This window comes from Mucilaginibacter sp. UR6-1, from assembly GCF_020880975.1.
Classification (GTDB): Bacteria; Bacteroidota; Bacteroidia; order Sphingobacteriales; family Sphingobacteriaceae; genus Mucilaginibacter.
In genome coordinates, this window is sequence record NZ_JAJIWP010000004.1 from 215,206 (window position 1) to 234,246 (window position 19,041).

Annotated in this window: 20 protein-coding genes; 7 read left to right on the plus strand and 13 right to left on the minus strand. The window is 44.1% G+C overall.

All coding sequences use genetic code 11. The features are described 5' to 3' along the window. Nucleotides 1-82 precede the first annotated feature (82 nt). The 4 genes from LJ707_RS16310 to LJ707_RS16325 form a co-directional block, all read right to left on the minus strand. A complete protein-coding gene (locus tag LJ707_RS16310) occupies nt 83-1,153 on the minus strand; it encodes a PA0069 family radical SAM protein (protein WP_228952958.1) in 1,071 nt (356 codons plus the stop codon). Nucleotides 1,154-1,182: 29 nt separating this feature from the next. Further along, complete coding sequence (locus tag LJ707_RS16315; protein ID WP_228952960.1) at nt 1,183-1,824, minus strand: response regulator transcription factor; 642 nt, start codon at nt 1,822-1,824, stop codon at nt 1,183-1,185. Further along, the gene (locus LJ707_RS16320; protein WP_228952962.1) at nt 1,790-2,620 is read right to left on the minus strand and encodes a sensor histidine kinase; all 831 of its coding nucleotides are present in this window, start codon (nt 2,618-2,620) and stop codon (nt 1,790-1,792) included. Before LJ707_RS16320 ends, LJ707_RS16315 begins: the two co-directional genes overlap by 35 nt. A 626-nt stretch (nt 2,621-3,246) precedes the next feature. Beyond that, nucleotides 3,247-3,657, minus strand: a complete 411-nt coding sequence (locus LJ707_RS16325) for a hypothetical protein (protein WP_228952964.1) — start codon at nt 3,655-3,657, stop codon at nt 3,247-3,249. 355 nt (nt 3,658-4,012) lie between these two features. On the opposite strand from LJ707_RS16325, the gene LJ707_RS16330 reads away from it, so the two are divergent. Next, nucleotides 4,013-4,198: a CsbD family protein gene (locus tag LJ707_RS16330; protein ID WP_228952965.1), complete on the plus strand. Its 186-nt coding sequence runs from the start codon at nt 4,013-4,015 to the stop codon at nt 4,196-4,198. Nucleotides 4,199-4,409: 211 nt separating this feature from the next. Further along, nucleotides 4,410-5,138 (plus strand): zinc metallopeptidase, encoded by a 729-nt coding sequence (locus LJ707_RS16335; RefSeq protein WP_228952966.1) that lies wholly within the window; start codon nt 4,410-4,412, stop codon nt 5,136-5,138. A gap of 146 nt (nt 5,139-5,284) precedes the next feature. On the opposite strand, the gene apaG is transcribed toward LJ707_RS16335, so the two are convergent. Both apaG and dusB read right to left on the minus strand, forming a co-directional pair. Continuing rightward, nucleotides 5,285-5,671 carry a Co2+/Mg2+ efflux protein ApaG gene (gene apaG / locus LJ707_RS16340; protein WP_228952967.1) on the minus strand — a complete coding sequence of 129 codons (387 nt, stop codon included), beginning with the start codon at nt 5,669-5,671 and terminating at the stop codon, nt 5,285-5,287. Between the two features lie 48 nt (nt 5,672-5,719). After that, on the minus strand, nt 5,720-6,712 hold the full coding sequence (dusB, locus tag LJ707_RS16345; protein WP_228952969.1) for a tRNA dihydrouridine synthase DusB: 993 nt from the start codon (nt 6,710-6,712) through the stop codon (nt 5,720-5,722). A 42-nt stretch (nt 6,713-6,754) separates the two neighbouring features. Between dusB and LJ707_RS16350 the strand changes: the two genes are divergently transcribed. Genes LJ707_RS16350 through LJ707_RS16365 form a run of 4 tightly spaced genes read left to right on the plus strand, consistent with a single transcriptional unit; the run spans nt 6,755 to nt 9,436 of the window. After that, a complete protein-coding gene (locus LJ707_RS16350; RefSeq protein ID WP_228952971.1) occupies nt 6,755-7,687 on the plus strand; it encodes a CPBP family intramembrane glutamic endopeptidase in 933 nt (310 codons plus the stop codon). Then, on the plus strand, nt 7,687-7,899 hold the full coding sequence (locus LJ707_RS16355; protein WP_194103515.1) for a putative signal transducing protein: 213 nt from the start codon (nt 7,687-7,689) through the stop codon (nt 7,897-7,899). The genes LJ707_RS16350 and LJ707_RS16355 overlap by 1 nt, the downstream gene beginning before the upstream one ends. Continuing rightward, nucleotides 7,896-8,699 carry a phosphatidate cytidylyltransferase gene (locus tag LJ707_RS16360; RefSeq protein WP_228952973.1) on the plus strand — a complete coding sequence of 268 codons (804 nt, stop codon included), beginning with the start codon at nt 7,896-7,898 and terminating at the stop codon, nt 8,697-8,699. The genes LJ707_RS16355 and LJ707_RS16360 overlap by 4 nt, the downstream gene beginning before the upstream one ends. 35 nt (nt 8,700-8,734) lie before the next feature. Further along, the gene (locus LJ707_RS16365; RefSeq protein ID WP_228952975.1) at nt 8,735-9,436 is read left to right on the plus strand and encodes a phosphatidylserine decarboxylase family protein; all 702 of its coding nucleotides are present in this window, start codon (nt 8,735-8,737) and stop codon (nt 9,434-9,436) included. A 215-nt stretch (nt 9,437-9,651) separates the two neighbouring features. On the opposite strand, the gene LJ707_RS16370 is transcribed toward LJ707_RS16365, so the two are convergent. Then, nucleotides 9,652-10,413 carry an SDR family NAD(P)-dependent oxidoreductase gene (locus LJ707_RS16370; protein WP_228952977.1) on the minus strand — a complete coding sequence of 254 codons (762 nt, stop codon included), beginning with the start codon at nt 10,411-10,413 and terminating at the stop codon, nt 9,652-9,654. A 141-nt stretch (nt 10,414-10,554) separates the two neighbouring features. On the opposite strand from LJ707_RS16370, the gene LJ707_RS16375 reads away from it, so the two are divergent. After that, nucleotides 10,555-11,859 carry a hypothetical protein gene (locus LJ707_RS16375; protein WP_228952979.1) on the plus strand — a complete coding sequence of 435 codons (1,305 nt, stop codon included), beginning with the start codon at nt 10,555-10,557 and terminating at the stop codon, nt 11,857-11,859. 8 nt (nt 11,860-11,867) lie between these two features. Here the strand turns inward: LJ707_RS16375 and LJ707_RS16380 are convergent, their stop codons facing one another. The 6 genes from LJ707_RS16380 to secA form a co-directional block, all read right to left on the minus strand. After that, nucleotides 11,868-12,281, minus strand: a complete 414-nt coding sequence (locus LJ707_RS16380; protein ID WP_228952987.1) for an AraC family transcriptional regulator — start codon at nt 12,279-12,281, stop codon at nt 11,868-11,870. 87 nt (nt 12,282-12,368) lie between these two features. After that, nucleotides 12,369-12,716 carry a 50S ribosomal protein L19 gene (rplS, locus tag LJ707_RS16385; protein ID WP_255678982.1) on the minus strand — a complete coding sequence of 116 codons (348 nt, stop codon included), beginning with the start codon at nt 12,714-12,716 and terminating at the stop codon, nt 12,369-12,371. Between the two features lie 150 nt (nt 12,717-12,866). After that, nucleotides 12,867-13,814 (minus strand): hypothetical protein, encoded by a 948-nt coding sequence (locus LJ707_RS16390; protein ID WP_228952989.1) that lies wholly within the window; start codon nt 13,812-13,814, stop codon nt 12,867-12,869. 9 nt (nt 13,815-13,823) lie between these two features. Next, the gene (locus LJ707_RS16395; RefSeq protein ID WP_228952991.1) at nt 13,824-15,008 is read right to left on the minus strand and encodes a M20 family metallopeptidase; all 1,185 of its coding nucleotides are present in this window, start codon (nt 15,006-15,008) and stop codon (nt 13,824-13,826) included. Next, nucleotides 15,001-15,450 carry an SPOR domain-containing protein gene (locus LJ707_RS16400; RefSeq protein WP_228952994.1) on the minus strand — a complete coding sequence of 150 codons (450 nt, stop codon included), beginning with the start codon at nt 15,448-15,450 and terminating at the stop codon, nt 15,001-15,003. Before LJ707_RS16400 ends, LJ707_RS16395 begins: the two co-directional genes overlap by 8 nt. Before the next feature lie 182 nt (nt 15,451-15,632). Next, a complete protein-coding gene (gene secA / locus LJ707_RS16405; RefSeq protein ID WP_228952995.1) occupies nt 15,633-18,944 on the minus strand; it encodes a preprotein translocase subunit SecA in 3,312 nt (1,103 codons plus the stop codon). Nucleotides 18,945-19,041: the final 97 nt, after the last annotated feature.

Genomic DNA, 19,041 nt, shown 5'->3' on the forward strand with positions numbered 1-19,041 from the left:
CAGCAATTACAGTGTAGCAGGCAATTAATTATATACATTTATACTTTTATTTATAGATGGTATGCAGGGCTTAAAGCGCTGCTTAAAACAAACTCGTTTGCTTACCATTTCTCGGGGTAAAGTGCGAATAATCAAAGGGCGGCATTTCGCGGCCGGCCATAAAGCGGTTGCAGGCCATGCGGAACATCTGGTGTATGGATTCGGCTATCTTACCGTCACCGCTCATGCGGCGGCCAAAATTACTGTCGTTCAGTTGCCCGTCATGGCAGGCTCGTATCATGTTGAGTACCTTATCGGCACGGTCAGGAAAGGCCTTCTCTATCCAGTCGGTAAAAATTTCGGCAATGCTGCCATTAAGCCGCACAATAGTAAACCCGGCAGATACCGCGCCCCTATCCGCGGCGGCCTTGATAATGTTGGGTACTTCATTACTGTTTAACCCCGGAATTATTGGCGCGGCCATTACTCTTACCGGCACATTTATTTGCGATAGTTTTTGAATAACCGCCAGCCTGCCTGTCGCGGTAACGGTACGGGGCTCCAGCTTTTGCCGCAAATCCTCCTTTAGTGAGGTAATGGATACGTTTACATGCACAAGGTTAAGCTTTGCCATTTCGGCAAGTATGTCCATATCGCGCAGTATCAGGTTATTTTTAGTGATAAAGCTCACAGGGTTACGGTATTTTAAAAACACCTCGAGCAGGCGGCGGGTTATGCCCAGCCGGCGTTCAATAGGCTGATAGCAATCGGTATTACCGGATAACACAATACAAACCGGCTCATAATTTTTCCTGTTAAAATACTGTTCAAGCAGTTCGGGCGCGTTGCGCTTAACTATGATCTTGCGCTCAAAATCAAGCCCGGCACTAAAACCATAATATTCATGGCTGTTACGGGCATAACAATATATGCAGCCATGCTCACATCCCTGGTAAGGGTTGATGGAGTGCATGTGGCTAAGGTCAGGACTGTTTGATTCGCTTACAATTTTTTTAGGTGATTCCTCATATAATTGCGTAGCCGTATTTTCGAGCAAAGGCTCGTCTATCCCTTCAATATGCTCCAGTACGTACTTGCTTTTCAGAAACTTGTTGTGGGTATTTACCTGCGCCCCTCTGCCCCTAAAATATTCGGGATTATCCTCATGTGCCATGGTGCAAATTTGCTAAATATATTAGCAAATCACAACTCGATCATCTTATTTTTTATTGCATACAAAACCAAACCTACACGGCTCTTTATCTGCAGTTTTTCAAAAAGCTGGTCGCGGTAACCATCAACTGTGCGGGCGCTAACACACATCTGGTCGGCAATTTCCTTATAAGTGAGTTCGGTACCTGCCAGGCGTAAAAACTCCAGCTCGCGGGCGTTAAGTTTTACATCGGCAGCCTGTTCATTAAAGCTGTTGATCAGATGGCGTGTTACAAAATCAGGATAATAAACCTCGCCCTCAGCAACACGTTTAAGGGCGGTTTCAAACTCGGCAGGTTCGGCATCCTTTAGTAAATAGCCTTTTACGCCAAGCCTAACCATGGCCAGCACCTTTTCAGCATCCTCAAACATTGAAAGGACGATGATACACACCTCCGGGTAATGAACGCGCAGCCATTTGGCGGTTTCAATACCATCCATAACAGGCATGTTAATATCGAGCAATATTACGTCGGGCTTATTTTTGGGCGATATTTTGCGGGTAAGCTCCTCGCCGTTACCGGCCTCGAACAAAATGTTAAAGCCGCCTAAATTAGTTATCAATGAAACTATACCGCTCCTGAAGAGCCTATGGTCATCAACCAGTGCTATCTGGATGGGTTCGGTTAACATACTTTTGTTCTGCTAAGGGGTCAAGCGAAATTTTAATACTGCAACCATTACCCGGCCGGCTCTCAATTTTAGCCGAACCGCCAATAATAGCTGCCCTGTTCTCCATGTTTCTCAGCCCCGAACCGCTACCTTCATTTAACTTATCGGTTACTGAAAAACCCACGCCATCATCTTCAATGCTCAAAATAAACAGATTTGGAGTATAATGCAAACTAATATTCAAATTTTGCGCGCCGGAATATTTGAGGGCATTGTTGAGCGCCTCCTGTAAAACACGAAACAGCACCAGTTCGCGCTCGGCACCTAAACTATATTGCTCGCCTTCAACATTAAACTTTGTATTAATCAAACCGCTTTTGTTAATACGGCCTATCTCGGCTTCAATTGAACTTTGCAGACCGATGTTTTTGATGCGTTCAAAACTTAAACTTTTAGAAAGATCACGCAGATCGCTTATGGCCTGGGCAATCAGTTCACGGTTATCATCTATTTTTTGATGCCGCTGCTGCTCATCAAGCACTTTTAACGATGAAAGGGATAACTTAACGAATGAGAGGACCTGGCCAATATTGTCATGTATCTCGCGGCTGATGTGGCCAAGGGTTTGTTCCTGCACTTCTATCTGTGCCTTTAACATCTCCTGGTTAAATTGCAGGCGCATCAGCGAGCGCTCGGTAACATAGGCATTATGTTTACGCTGGTAAAAGAACATAAAGCTGACGATAAATATACCCATCAGCAAAAGCAGGATGGTGCCGACTATGATGAGTATGAGATTTTCTTGCGACTGAAACATAAGAAAGATACTGCCAGGCAAGAATACAAAATAAAATTGGCCATATTAGATATAACCATCCATAATTCAAAGTAATAATAACTCCTTCGGGATACCATGTAAGAGAAAGCACAGAAAAAGCAGAACTCCAGCAGGCAAAAAAACAACAAACCGGTATTAACCCAAAAATCGGGCATGTTGATAAGGGATATGTGTTCGTCGGTTTGCTGCCGCATCAGATGATAAAAATACATGCACACAAGGGTTATTAATGTAATGTATTGTATGATTATCCCCACCGTAGCCAGGTTCCAAAAACCTTGAATAAAAGCAATATCGAGTATTGTAAAGCCAATAACCGCAAAGTTAACCACTATAACCTTGCGCTTTAAAGTTGATGGCAGCAACTTGGCAATAAAGAAACTATAGAATATAAATTCAATCAAAATTGTATAGTTACTTATCCACGCGTTGTTGCGATGAATATGAAAAAGGTTTTTTAGAGAGCCTAATTCATACAGGCATATAAAAAGCAAATACGGAAAAAATGCCGCATACCGGGTATGCGACATTTTTTTGTATTGAAAAGCAGCGACTATTAATGCCACCAACTCAAAAAAAAGATATAAGTATTCAAACATTGTCTTTTAATCGCAGTAAGGCGGGCAAACCTTGCCATGATTCAAACCATAACCTGGGCCGCCTTCTTCATCATCTTTAGCATCGCCATCACTTTTTAACTGATCTACATTTCTTCCATCCTCATACTTAGTTGCTACCAATACAACGGTAAGTCTGTCATCATACGGCGTTGGCATCACATCAGCGTTATGCACACCGAAATAAATACGCAATCCGTCAGCATTATTATCATTAAACAGCGCCTCAACAGCTTTACGTGGAAACCATATTGATTTTGAATCAAAATCAGGATCATAATCGCTTGCTACGCCGCTATCATCGCCTTTGCGTATGCGCTTTACCGTTTCCTGATATGTTTTCATTAAAGTTTCAAGTTGCTCACGTGATACGTCAGGTTTTTGAAAATTCTCGTCCATAGTATATATAAAATTAATTAGGGTTGAAAGTGTAAAACTACAAAGGCTTAAAACATTTAACACCCCGTTTTTTAACGGTATTTAAACAGGTATATAAGCATTCAAAATACCGTGAAGTGGGTATTGGCCGTTTATGCTGTCAGGCTGATATTTGTAACAGCAGAGATATGATATGCAACAGCATGCCGGTTCATATCATATAAAAAATAGGGGTATTTTTCTGCTTTATACAAGATCATCCTCCATGCTTAGCGGCATGGGGGATTTGTTTTTTGCATTACTGCCTGTAATTACCCCCCGCAAACAAATGCCATTAGCCATCTGTTATAATCAGTACATCTTAAATAAAAACATTATGGATAAGTTAGAAATAAAAGGTGGCTGGAACGAGTTAAAAGGCAAGATAAAACAAGCCTACGGCGACCTTACCGATGACGACCTGAAACACGAAGAAGGTAAAGACGATGAAACACTTGGCCGCCTGCAGCAAAAGCTTGGCAAAAGCCGGGAAGATCTGGTAAAATGGATCAATAGTTTATAAAAAACAAAGGCCCTCAAATTTGAGGGCCTTTGTTTTTTATAATTTACTTATTAAAAACTAATTATAAACTATGCTATTTTGACATTAAACACATGAAGTATTGGCATTACACCACCACTATTCAACAAAAAACTACGTTATTGTAATAACAAATAGCAATGATTTTTTGCGGAATACTTTTTGAATGTTCTTATGTATAAAGATTTGAAAAATGATAAGTTTAACTTTTATAACCGGATTTATAACCTATAACTCCGCCATATTTTTGATGCTTGCCATTGCCGTAGTAAGTTTTATTGTTCAATGGCGATTCAAGAGCAAGTTTAAGCAATACTCCGAGATCGGTTTGCTGTCAGGCCTTTCAGGCGCGGAGATAGCCGAACGTATGCTGCGCGACCATGGTATTACAGATGTACGTGTAATATCAGTTGAAGGCCAGCTTACCGACCACTATAACCCGGCCGACAAAACGGTTAACCTTAGCCCCGATGTTTACCACAGCCGTAGTGTTGCTGCCGCCGCTGTTGCCGCGCACGAGTGCGGACACGCCGTACAACATGCTAAGGCTTATAGCTGGCTAACATTCCGCTCGGCTATGGTACCGGTGATCAACGTGGCCTCGACACTTACCCAGTGGACGCTTACCATAGGTATATTGCTGTTGTTTTTTGCACATACCCCTTGGGTACTGGCTATTGGTGTTGCCGCCCTGGCTTTGGTAACCACGTTCAGCTTTATTACGCTGCCTGTTGAGTTTGATGCCAGTAACCGTGCCTTAGCCTGGTTAAATAACAACTATAACGTTATGCAGACACAGGAAGAACATAAGCAGGCTAAAGATGCGCTATGGTGGGCCGCCATGACCTATGTTGTAGCAGCGCTGAGTGCTTTAGCAACATTGCTGTACTATGCCCAGTTTCTTTTTGGAAGAAGGGATTAATTTCTGTTAAAGTCCTGGAATTAAGAAGCAAGAGGTAAAACAATAAAAAGCCCGATTGATTATTTCAATCGGGCTTCTCTTTATATTGAGTTTATAATTTCTACTTTCTTAATTCTTGTCTATTTAACGCTCAATTCTCAAAAACATTAATTCATTCTATAAGGCGCAACCAAATGAAACTCGGGGATAACAACATCAAAGAGGGCATTATCCAGCAGGCGCACCATATGGTATTCGCCTTTCATACTGCCCATATCGGTTTTAAGGTTACAGCCTGATACATACTCGTGCGAGTTGCCGGGTTCAATTACCGGCTGCTGGCCTACAACGCCTTCACCCTCAACTTCGCGCTTAACGCCGTTTGAGTCAAAAATAAACCAATGCCTGCTGATCAGTTGCACAGCATAAGCACTCATGTTTTCGATATTTATTTTATAAGCGAACATAAAATGATCGTTCGCCGGATTAGAATATTCCGGTTGGTAAATGGTTTCAACTGAAACCCTAACGCCGTCAGTTATTGTGGTAACCATGATCAAAGATTCTTGGTGTTAATCAAATTTAAAATATTAAGACAAAAATCACACCATTTCTGCCGAATATTTCAATTCAACCTCCGAAAGTATATCCTGCACTTCATCAATAGTAGCCGCTGTAACCAGGCGCATACGGTACTCCTTAAAATGATTGATGCCCTTAAAATAGTTTGAATAGTGCCGGCGCATCTCAAAAATGCCTGTTTTAAGGCCTTTCCACTCTATTGATTTCTCAAGGTGGGTGCGGCAAACCTCAACACGCTCGGCAACGGTAGGGCCATCCAAAAATTCGCCTGTCTTAAAAAAATGTTTTACTTCCCTGAATATCCATGGGTAACCAATTGATGCCCGGCCAATCATCATACCGTCCACTTCGTACTCCATACGCCAGTCGGCAGCCTTTTGCGGCGAATCGATATCGCCATTACCAAAAATCGGGATTTGTATACGCGGATTCTTTTTAATATCACGTATCAAGCTCCAATCGGCAACGCCTTTATACATCTGCGCGCGGGTACGGCCGTGTATGGTTAATGCCTTTATGCCTACATCCTGCAAGCGCTCGGCAACTTCGTAAACATTTTTGGTATCATCGTTCCAGCCCAGGCGGGTTTTAACCGTTACGGGCAGGTGGGTAGCTTCAACAACGGCCTTGGTCATGGCTACCATTTTATCAATATCCTGCAGTAAACTGGCACCGGCACCACGGCAGGCAACCTGCTTAACCGGGCAGCCATAGTTAATATCCATCAGGTCAGGGCCTGCTTGTGTAGCAATCTCGGTAGCTTCGCGCATATGCTCAATATCGCTACCAAAAATCTGGATGCCTATCGGGCGCTCATACTCAAAAATATCCAGCTTCTTGATGCTTTTTGCTGCATCGCGTATCAAGCCTTCGGATGAAATGAACTCCGTGTACATCATATCCGCGCCGTTTTGCTTACACACATAACGGAACGGCGGATCGCTCACATCTTCCATTGGTGCCAGCAACAGCGGGAACTCCCCTAAATCAATATTTCCTATTCGTACAGACATGCCTTATCTTTAAGCCCTGCAAAAATACGATTTTTTATAAATATGACGGAAAGCGCTGATTATCATATAAAACCCATAAAGCAACTATTATACTTAATACTGGTATTTTTAGCTTTTACTTTATTAGCAAATTTACTTTGGCTGGCTTTGGTAGCCATTTTATACGGAAAAAATATTACTGACCAACTGCAGGGGGTAAGCAAAGGCTCGCCACAGGAAGTGATCAATGCATTAAAATTTTTTTTAGCATTGGGTACAACTATTGGTATGTTTTTAGCGCCGGCCTTATACTTTTCGCGCTTTATAGTTTATAATGTTGATGATTATATAAAGCCGACAACAAAATTCAGCAACCTGCTGCTGCCTTTAGTATTTGCTATAATGATAGCTTCGTTACCGGTAATGGAGATGCTGATCAATATTAACGCCAAGCTGGTACTACCTGAATTTTTAAAAGGCGTTGAGCGGTGGATGCGGCAATCAGAAGATGAAACCAGCCGCATGGTTGAAGCCGTTTTACAAACAGATACCATTGCCCATCTCATTGTATCGATGCTTATTGTAGCCGTACTGCCTGCCATTGGCGAGGAATTTATGTTTCGCGGCTGCCTGCAAACCATATTCGGACAGTGGACGGGTAACAAACATGCCGCCATCTGGATAACAGCTTTTATTTTCAGCGCCATGCACCTGCAGTTCTTCGGTTTTTTACCTCGCCTGATGCTCGGCGCGCTATTTGGTTATATGGCGGCTTACAGCGGCAGTATTTGGCCGGGTGTATGGGCCCATTTTTTAAACAATGGCGCGGCAGTGATCGCTACGTATCTCTACCAAAATAAAAAATCAAGTATCGACCCCAACAGCGATCACATTTTTAATTATTCCACTTATATAATCAGCTTTATAATTATATTATTTTTGTTCCGGATTTTTAAAAACGTTGCATCGGGCAAAAGGACCATCCCCGAGTACTAATGGAAAAAAACTGGGTAAAAATTTTTACTTCATTTAACTTTTATCAGTCGGAGATTATTAAACAGGTGCTAACCGAGCACCAGATAGATGCGGTATTGCTTAACCGGCAGGACTCATCGCACCGGGCTTTTGGCAACATTGAGGTTTATGTACACCAGGAGGATTTTAGTCATGCCATCGAGATCATGATCCTCAATCAAATTAATATATGAGATTACGCGCCATTACCGGCTTTTTTTTCGTGATAGTTATGCTGGGCTCCGTTTTGCTTGGCAATGTGGTTTTCACCCTGTTTTATTTAGCATTAAGTGTATTTTGCCTGCACGAGTTTAACGGCTTGGTAAAACAAGGCACTGCAGACCCAAACCGCTACAGCGGGCTGCTTAACGGAATGTTTGTTTTTTTAGCATTCGCTGCCCAAAGCTATTTTCAGTTAAAAATTTTATTATTTTTGTTACCGGTTGTACTGGGCTCTGTTTACATACAGGAATTGTACAAAAAATCTGAAACGCCGTTTAATAACATAGCCTATTGCTTTTTGGGTTTACTGTTCACCATTACGCCGTTCACCTTTTTTCATGCCATCGCTTTTATTGGCGGCAGCTTTAACTTCCATTTACCTTTAGGCTTTTTGCTGATGCTTTGGGCTAATGATACCGGTGCTTACCTGGTAGGCAGCCAGTTTGGGCGAATAAAGCTCTTTCCGCGCCATTCGCCTAAAAAAACCTGGGAGGGATTTATTGGCGGCATCATCATTACTGCCGGGGTAGCTGTTATTTTAAGCCATTATTATGCCGAGTATAGCTGGAAACAGTGGGTATCGGTAGGTATACTGATCAGCACGTTCGGTACCATGGGCGATCTGATAGAATCCATGTTTAAGCGCAGCATCAATGTAAAGGATAGCGGCGGTATACTGCCCGGCCACGGCGGCCTGTTGGATAGGTTTGACGGGCTATTGTTAGCCGCGCCAATTGTTTATGCTTACCTGTACTTCATAACAAATGCGTAGCTTTGCGCCATTAATAACACTTATAAAAAAGCGTCATGACCATCCATAAAGAAGGTTACACCTCCATCGCCCTTTGCATACTGTTCATATTTGTACTGAACGCGGTTATCCAATTTTATTTTCCGCATGCTGATGCACTAAAATGGGTGATCTACATTTTGTCGTTCCTGCTGTTTATTATCATCCTGCAATTTTTCCGCAGCCCGAGTATACGCATAGCTACTGATGAAACACAGGTGCTTTGCCCGGCAGATGGTAAAGTAGTAGTGATTGAAGAAACCGAGGAAACCGAATTTTTGAAGGACAGGAGGATACAGTTATCAGTATTCATGTCGCCTATAAACGTACACGTTAACCGCAACCCTATAGCGGGCGTTGTAAAATATTTTAAGTATCATCCGGGTAAATACCTGGTGGCCTGGCACCCAAAATCATCAACCGAGAATGAGCGTACCACCATCGTGATTGAAAACCATGCCGGTGTGCCGGTATTGTTTCGCCAGATAGCCGGCGCGCTTGCCCGCCGTATTGTATGGTATGTAAAACAAGGCGACGAGGTGGAGCAAGGCCAGCAGTTCGGCTTTATCAAGTTTGGCTCAAGGGTTGATCTGTTCCTTCCATTAGGCTCAAAGATCAACGTAAGCATTGGTGAAGTAGTAAAAGGCGGCCGCACTGTATTGGCTGAGCTGCCTGCCGTGGTTGAGCCGGTAAAGGCTACTGTGGTTAAAGAAGTATAAATACAATATTATATAACGCAAAAGAGCGACAGGTTGATGAAACCTGTCGCTCTTTTTTTTTGACTCACCCTGTCATCGCTGTGCTTGACAGCCCTCTCTGCGCAAGCGCAAAGAGAGCTTTTTTACAATTCAAGCTAAGTTTTCGAGCTTCCCCCTCTCTACATTAAGTAGAGAGGGGCGACAAGCGATAGCGACGTCGGGGTGAGTCAGCCATATTATATAAACAAACCGCCAGATGCTTCAATACGCTGAGCTGTTACCCAACCCGCTCCGTCGCTGCACAAAAAAGCAACCACACTGCCAATATCATCCGGCTGGCCAATGCGGCCCAATGAGGTTTGTGATTGTAAGTAGTCTTTAGTGCCCGGGCGATCAAAGGTTTTTTTGGTAAAGTCTGTTTCAATAGGACCCGGCGCTACTGTATTAGCAGTGATGCCGCGGCCACCAAGTTCCTTAGCCAGGTAGCGGGTAAAGTTATCGATAGCCGCTTTCATGGATGAATAAGCGGAATAGCCCGGTGTTACAAACCTTGCCAGGCCGGTTGAAAAGTTTACTATACGGCCACCATCAGCCAAAACAGGCAGCAGCTTTTGGGTTAGGAAGTAAACGCCTTTAAAATGTACGTTCATCAGGCTATCAAAAGCTTCTTCGGTAGCATCCGGAAACATAGCGTATGATTCGATACCAGCGTTGTTGATCAAAAAGTTGATATGCTCCACACCAAACTTAGCTTTGATCTTTTCAACCAGTTCGGCTTTAAAGCCATCAAAGGTTTTGCTGTTACCGGCATCAAATTGCAGGGTTACCGCGCCAACACCTAATGCTTCAATTTCAGCCACCACCTGTTCAGCCTCCTCCTTACGGGTGTGATAAGTAAGAACTACATTGTGCCCATCCTGCGCCAGTTTAAGCGCAGTATTACGGCCCAAACCACGGCTACCGCCGGTTACAAGGGCAATTTTATTACTCTTTTCCATATTGTTGATAGTTTTTTTACTAATTACTAATACAAAAGTGGGGGTTTATGTGTTGTTAATTATGGTGATAGTTTCAGTTTAAATGGTGACTGTTTCAGTTTTTTAACATCTTTGCCCCTTTATTTGGCATTTGCAACATCTATGAAAAAGTTTTTGATCGTAATTCCCGTACTATTTATACTCTCGTGCTCACAAGGTGAAAAGCAGGAAAACACCAGGCTTAACCAGCTTGCGGCACAATATGTAAAACTGGGGCTAACCATTGGCCAGTACGATGAGGACTTTGTAGATGCCTATTATGGTCCGGATTCGTTAAAACCAAAAACCGAAGCCGGCGAAACCTTCCCGAAGGATAGCCTGCTGGCATCAGTTAATGTTTTGATGAATGATCTGAAAGATGTATCACGCGGGGCAGTGGTTGACTCTAACCGCCTGCGGGCCGATTGGATGTATAACCAGCTCATCGCTTTTGGCGAACGCATCCGTATATTCTCAGGCGAGTATCTGCCGTTTGATGAAGAATCAAAACAATTGTTTGGCGTTAAAGCCCCTACTTATGAGGAAGATTATTTTAAAACGCAACTGGATGAACTTGATAGTATTTTGCCCGGCAGCGGCAGCGTAAGCAACCGCTTTCAGCGCCTGGCTAAAAAATTCATCATCCCTAAGGATAAGGTTGATGCCGTGATGAAAGCCGCTATAGCCGAAGCCCGCAAGCGTACAATGGCGCATTATAAATTACCCGCGGGCGAAGCCTTTACGCTGGAATACGTGAAGGATAAACCATGGTCGGGTTATAACTGGTATAAGGGCAAATACCACAGCGACGTACAGATCAATACCGATCTGGATATTTACATAGACCGCGCGATTGACGTAGGCAGCCACGAAAGCTATCCCGGGCACCACGTGTACAACATGCTGCTCGAAAAAAACCTGTATAATGATAAAAAATGGGTGGAAATTTCGTTGTATCCATTGTTCAGCCCGCAATCGCTGATAGCCGAAGGTAGTGCTAACTATGGCATCGAGGTAGCTTTCCCGGGTAACGATAAGGTAAACTTTACACGCAATGTACTGCTTCCGCTTGCCGGGTTAGACACCGCCGATGTTGATCTTTATTTTAAAGCCCTTAGTATTCGCGGCAAACTGAACTATGCCCGCAATGAGGCTGCACGTGGCATCTTAAGCGATGAAATGAGCGATAACAAAGCCCAGCAATGGCTGCGCAAGTATTGCCTGATGGATGATGAAACGGCCAATAAATCTGTTAAGTTCATCAAAAAATACCGCAGCTATGTTATCAACTACAATTACGGACAAGATTTGGTGAAGGGCCACATAGAGCGCAATGGCGGCACGGCAAAAAATCCGGCTAAACGCTGGGAGCTTTTCGGGCAGCTATTGAGCCACGAGGTTAACCCGGCAGATCTGGCAAAGAAGTAAATATTGTATTAACCGACTGATACCTGCGTTTCGGTTAATGCCGACGCCTCTTGCAACTGCTTGCGGTATTGCGATGGGGTAATGTGTTCAAAAAATTTGAACCACTTGGTAAAGTTTGAGGGATCGTAAGTGAGTTTACGGGCCACATCCGCTATAGATAGTTCCGGATCGGCCAGCAGGTTCTTAGCTACGGCTATCAGCTTTTTCTCATAAAAATAACATGGATGCAAGCCGGTATGCTGCTTGATTACATTACTTAAGTGAGTAGGATGGATAAATAGCAAAGCGGCCAGATCGCGCAGTTCAAACATTTCCTCCACACGGCCTTCAAGCACATCTTCAATATGCTTATCTATCTGCTGTAAATAGTTCTGGAAAATTTCTTCCTTACGGTTCAGATATTTTAGCGGTACTTTAGCCATTGGAGTTGGTAAAACGCTAAAATAGAAAAACCTTTCCGCAATTATACATGCAGAAAGGCTTTATATGATTTTGCCCGAAGGCGAAAATTAAACGCGTTTTGATTTGATACGTGCTGCTTTACCGGTAAGCGCGCGCAGGTAGAATAACTTAGCACGACGTACTTTACCGTAGCTGTTTACTTCTACTTTATCAATGTTTGGTGAGTTGATAGGAAATATACGCTCAACACCAATACCGTTTGATACTTTACGAACAGTAAAAGTTTCAGAAACACCAACACTGTTACGTTGAATAACCACACCCTGGTAAAGCTGAATACGCTCTTTGTTACCTTCCCTTATTTTATAATGCACAGTAACAGTATCACCTGCTTTAAATACAGGAACTTGTTTTTTTACTACTGATTGCTCTTCTACAAATTTTACTAAATCCATGATTTTTAGCCTTTAAATCCAATTTTTAGCCCGTAAAAATTGGATTGCAAGTATAGGCATTTTTTTCGTTATCTAAAAACAGATTTTAAAAATTTCAACATTTATTATTTTCTCCACAAAAAAAGGGTTGTTCTGCTGTGTTTAAGCACTTTAATCGTTGTGGCGGTAACCGGTATGCGTTATCAAAACGCTGGCGCGCTCTTCCTTATGCAGGGGCACATCCCAGTTGCCCTGGTAGCTTACTTTTACAGGCAGCAGCTCGCCGTTAAAGTTATTCATCTCGATATTCATCCGCACTTTAAAGCTCACAAACATGTTGCTAAAGCTCATGTCAATATAACGCCCCATTATCTGGAGTGTGCGGGTATCAAAAATGGTGGTCATTTCATTGATCATTACATCGCCGGGGGCGGTGCTTGGCTTGCGGATCACCTTGAAACGGTACACCGGTATGCTATCCAGATAAGTACCCCGCGCGAACTGGTAATAATAAAACTGCTTCAACTCGGGCGAAAATATCTCTGTTTTGCCGCTGATGAACGGAATGCCGCTAACTTTTGTACCCGGCCTAAAGATGAGCGTTTTAAGTTTATCCTTATAAGATGCGTTCTTGCTTCCGTCGCCTTTTGAATTATTTGACGGTGAGGCCAATGGTTTGTTGTAAGTGTTGGCGAAAAGGTAATCGAACATCTCTACCGTGTACAGCTCATACCGGCCATTTTTTTTAAACACCTTGCCGCTATCGCTTTTGGCGATGTATTGGGTATTAGGCTTGCCGTTAACACGACTGTAATTCATTTTACGATATATGCGGCCATTCACCCTGTCCTTTTTATCGTAAGTATAAATGCTGTTCTCGGCGGTGTAGCTGTACTGCCGCATACTTTGAAAAGCCTTGTAGAAACTGGTGTCACTGGTTACGGCATCAATAAAATCCTGCACATTGAGTTTATGCGAATTGATATTGATCACCGAATCGAGTACGATGGTTTTTATCGTATCCGGATTGTAGCGGGTAATTTGTTGCGCTTTACAAAACTGTGCTGCAAAAAGCATCATTATAAATAATACTTTTTTACCTGCAATTACCCGTGGCATAAAGCGAGGTTAATTACCTAACTGCTTAACCGCCAAATAAGCCATAAGGCCGGTACTGGTTTGCAGGGCTGTTTCGTCTACATCAAAGGTTGGGGTATGTACTGATGAGGTAATGCCGCGCTCCTCGTTACGGGTACCAAGGCGGTAAAAACAACTGTTGGCAACCTGCGAGTAATAGGCAAAATCTTCAGCGGCCATCCATATATCCAGGTCGAGTACATTCTCTTTACCAAGGTAGTCCTCCGCGTGTGAGCGGGCGTTATTGGTTAGTTTTTCCTCATTGATCAGGAAAGGATACCCCCTCATGATATTAAATTCACAACTGCCGCCCATGCTTTCGGCAATACCCTCGGCCATTTTTTTCATGCGCTTGTGCGCTTCCTGGCGCCAGGCCTCGTCCATGGTACGGAAAGTACCTTCCAGGTAAACCTCGTTAGGTATAACATTGGTAGCGCCATTGGCGATCACCTTACCGAACGAAAGTACCGACGGGCTTTTAGGGTCGGCAAAGCGGCTAACCACCTGCTGCAGGGCCGTTAATATATGCGCGGTGATAATCACCGGATCAACATTTTGCTGTGGTTGTGCACCGTGGCCGCCTTTACCTTTTACGGTAACATACAATTCATCGGTACTGGCCATGTATTTGCCTGCGCGAAAACCTACCTTACCGGCATCAATCAGCGGCATAACATGCTGGCCGATCACTGCATCGGGCTTAGGGTTTTCCAGTACCCCTTCTTTAATCATCAGGCTGGCACCACCGGGCAGTTTTTCTTCCGCCGGTTGAAATATCAGTTTTACGGTACCGCCAAACTCGCTTTTAAGCTGCGTTAAAATTTTGGCCGTACCCAATAATGATGAGGTATGCACATCGTGCCCGCAGGCGTGCATTACGCCTGGGTTTTGAGATTTATAAGGCACATCGTTAGCCTCTAAAATCGGCAAAGCATCCATATCGGCACGCAGGGCGATCACCTTGTCCGACGGTTTATCACCTTTTATCAGGGCTACCAAACCAGTATCAGCCATTTTATGATACTCCAAACCTATTTCCTCCAGCTTACGCGCTACAAAGGCTGAGGTTTGTACCTCGTGGAAAGAAAGCTCGGGGTTGGCGTGCAGATGGTGGCGGTTGCCTACCACATCATCATAAATAGTTTTGGCTAATTCCTGTATCTGTTCCTTAATCATTACCTGTTTCTAATTTAGGGGGATTGATCTTACCCGGAATAACAAACATGCCCGAAAAATAGGGTTTTAACTCTTCGAGCATCTTCTGTGCTTCGAGCCTTGTCCTGAAATCACCTGCATGTACCTTGAAGTTCGGGTCGCGATAGCTGATGTAGGTGCGCATGTCAGGATGCATATCCTGAAAACGATTTTGAGCTTTGTAGGCGTCCTTACGGTTCGATCCGTTAAATATTTGCACGCGGTAACCATAGTTTGAGCTGCGGGCACCGCTGTTTTTATTAAGATCGGCCCAGCGGTTAATGAGCGTATCAACACGCGGGTCTTTAACCACTTCAACACGACCGCGCTGCGCGGATGCGCCAAGGGCAATCATTATAAAAAAAACACAGCACCCGGCTACTTTGGCAATTAATGCTTTGTATGTGGATACTGTGTTATTCATTGATGTTATTTAGTAAAATCGTCATTGCGAGCTACGAAGCAATCTCTTTAATCTTGACTTAACCATATATAGTGGCTCAGCTTAGCAGAGATTGCTTCGTACCTCGCAATGACGAATGATTTATTTGTTATCGTATTCATCTGCACATCTGCATATCCACGCATCTGCACATCCAAAAAGCCTTACGCCAGGCCTATACCGTGGCAGTTTTTGTATTTTTTGCCGCTTCCGCAAGGGCAAGGATCATTTCGGCCTATCTTTTGTTCAACACGTACCGGTGTGGCTTTTTCAAGCTCACGGGTGTCGTCCATTGGTACACCGTTGCTTTCCTGCACTACTTCGGCCTTTGAGGCTTTTATCTGGCGCAGATCAGTTTTTGGCTGCGGCCTTGCTTCACGAATCTCTTCCGGATGCTGCTGCTGTACCGGGATACCACCACGGAACAGGAAGCTTACCAGCTCCTTATTCACGTTAGCAAGCATCTGGCGGAACAACTCGAATGCCTCGAATTTGTAAACCAGCAACGGATCCTTTTGCTCATAAACCGCATTTTGTACGGATTGTTTCAACTCATCCATTTCGCGCAGGTGCTCTTTCCAGGCATCATCTATCAGGTAAAGAACTACGTTCTTCTCAAACGATTTGATCACCTCGTGGCCCTGGTTTTCCACCGCTTTTTTAAGCGGAACGGCTATTTGTATACCATGTACACCATCAGTAAATGGCACCACAATGTTTTCAACCTGCGTACCGCGGGTTTCAAACACATCTTTCAGCACCGGGTATGCCTGGCTGGCTATCGCGTCTGACTTACGTTTGTAAAAATCAGTAACCTCGCCAAAAGTTTTATCAACCAGGTTATTTAGTGATATACTGCTGAATTCGTCTTCGGTCAGCTCTACATCAACCGAGAATATGCGGATCACTTCCAGCTTAAAGCCTTCGTAATTGTTTGACTCCTTGTATTCGGTAACAATATCTTCAACCACATCAAAAATGGTGTTGTTGATATCCACATCCAGGCGCTCACCAAACAGGGCGTTTTTACGTTTCGCGTAGATCACGGTACGTTGTGAGTTCATCACATCATCATACTCCAGCAAGCGTTTACGTATACCAAAGTTGTTTTCTTCAACCTTTTTCTGCGCACGCTCAATTGATTTTGAGATCATGGAGTGCTGTATTACTTCGCCCTCCTCAATACCCATACGTACCATCAGGTTTGAGATACGCTCTGAGCCGAACAAACGCATCAGGTTATCCTCAAGCGATACGAAGAACTGTGACGAACCCGGATCGCCCTGACGGCCTGCACGACCGCGCAACTGCCTGTCAACACGGCGAGATTCATGCCTTTCGGTACCAATAATGGCTAAACCACCGGCATCCTTAACACCCTCGCCCAGTTTAATATCCGTACCACGACCGGCCATGTTAGTAGCAATGGTTACGGTACCTGCCTTACCGGCTTCGGCCACAATATCAGCCTCTTTTTGGTGCAGCTTGGCATTAAGCACATTATGTTTGATACCGCGCAGTTTAAGCATACGGCTCAATAGTTCTGATATCTCTACCGAAGTAGTACCCACCAGTACCGGGCGGCCTGCTTGTGTCATTTTCACGATCTCGTCTGCAACGGCATTGTATTTTTCACGCACGGTACGATATACCAGATCCTGGCGATCCTCGCGGCGTGTTGGCGTATTAGTTGGTATCTCAACTACATCCAGTTTATATATCTGCCAAAGCTCACCCGCTTCGGTAACGGCAGTACCCGTCATACCACAAAGCTTGTGGTACATCCTGAAGTAGTTTTGCAGCGTTACCGTAGCAAAGGTTTGGGTAGCATCCTCAACCTTAACGTTCTCTTTAGCTTCAATAGCCTGGTGCAAACCATCCGAGTAACGGCGGCCATCAAGTACACGGCCTGTTTGCTCGTCAACTATCTTTACTTTTCCATCGTCAACAATGTACTCGGTATCCTTTTCAAACAGGGTATAAGCCTTCAGCAATTGGTTTACCGAGTGTATACGCTCTGATTTGATCGAGAAATCGCGCATCAGGGCATCTTTACGGGCAATTTTTTCTTCAGGAGCCAGGTCTGATTTTTCAATCGCGGCAATCTCGGTACCTACATCAGGCATTACAAAAAAGTGCGGGTCTTCGCCTGACGCGGTGATCAGTTCAATACCTTTTTCGGCAAGTTCAACCGAGTTGCTTTTTTCATCGATTATAAAGAAAAGCTCGGCATCCACCTTATGCATTTCTTTATTCTGATCCTGCATGTAGTGGTTCTCGGTTTTTTGCAGTACCTGCCTGTTGGCGCCTTCGCTCAGGAATTTAATGAGCGCTTTATTTTTAGGCAAACCACGGTGGGCGCGCAATAAGGCCATACCACCATCCTCAACACCGGCTTTGCCATCGTTAATTTGCTTTTTGGCCTCATTTAATATACCGGTAATGTAGTTACGCTGCGCGTTAACCAAACGCTCAATGCGTGGTTTCAAATCATAAAATTCATGCTCATCACCACGTGGTATCGGGCCTGATATGATCAACGGGGTACGCGCATCATCCACTAATACGGAGTCAACCTCATCCACCATGGCAAAGTGCAGCTTGCGCTGTACCAGCTCTTCGGGGCTACGTGTCATATTGTCACGCAGGTAGTCAAAACCAAATTCGTTGTTGGTACCAAAGGTAATGTCAGACAGGTAAGCACGGCGGCGTGCATCTGAGTTAGGCTCGTGCCTGTCAATACAATCAACAGAAAGGCCATGGAACTCATACAGCGGCCCCATCCACTCCGAGTCACGGCGGGCCAGGTAATCATTCACCGTTACAATGTGTACACCCTGCCCGGCCAGCGCGTTAAGGTAAGCAGGCAGCGTGGCTACCAGCGTTTTACCCTCACCTGTGGCCATCTCGGCAATTTTACCCTGGTGTAGTACTATACCACCAATAAGCTGTACATCATAATGTACCATGTTCCAGGTAACCTCGTTGCCGGCGGCTATCCAGGTATTATGATGTATGGCTTTATCGCCTTGTATAATAACATTCTTTTTGCGGGATGCCAGGTCACGATCAAACTGGCTGGCGGTAACCTCAATGGTTGGGTTACCGGCAAAGCGGCGCGCGGTTTCTTTTACCACGGCAAAAGCCTCGGGTAAAATATCCATCAATATCACCTCAAGCTCCTTGTCGCGATCCTTGCTCAGCTTATCTAACTGGGTATAAAGCTCAACCTTTTCGCTTACGTCAAGCTCGGGGTTATTATCTGTCTGATCTTTAATGGCAGCGATCTGCTCATCAATACCGGCCAGCTTTTCCTGTATGGTTTGCTTAAACTGTATGGTTTTTGCGCGCAGTTCATCATTGCTTAATGCGTCAAGCTTGGCAAACTCGGCCTTAATTTTATCAACTATAGGGTTAATGCCTTTTACGTCGCGTTCTGATTTGCTCCCAAAAAGCTTACTGAAAAAATCTAACATATATTTTTAAATAGCTATGTTCATAACTCAACAATTGCGCCACAGCACATTGCAAAGCCATTTTGACAGGCAAATGTAAGATTTTTTAGATTAACCG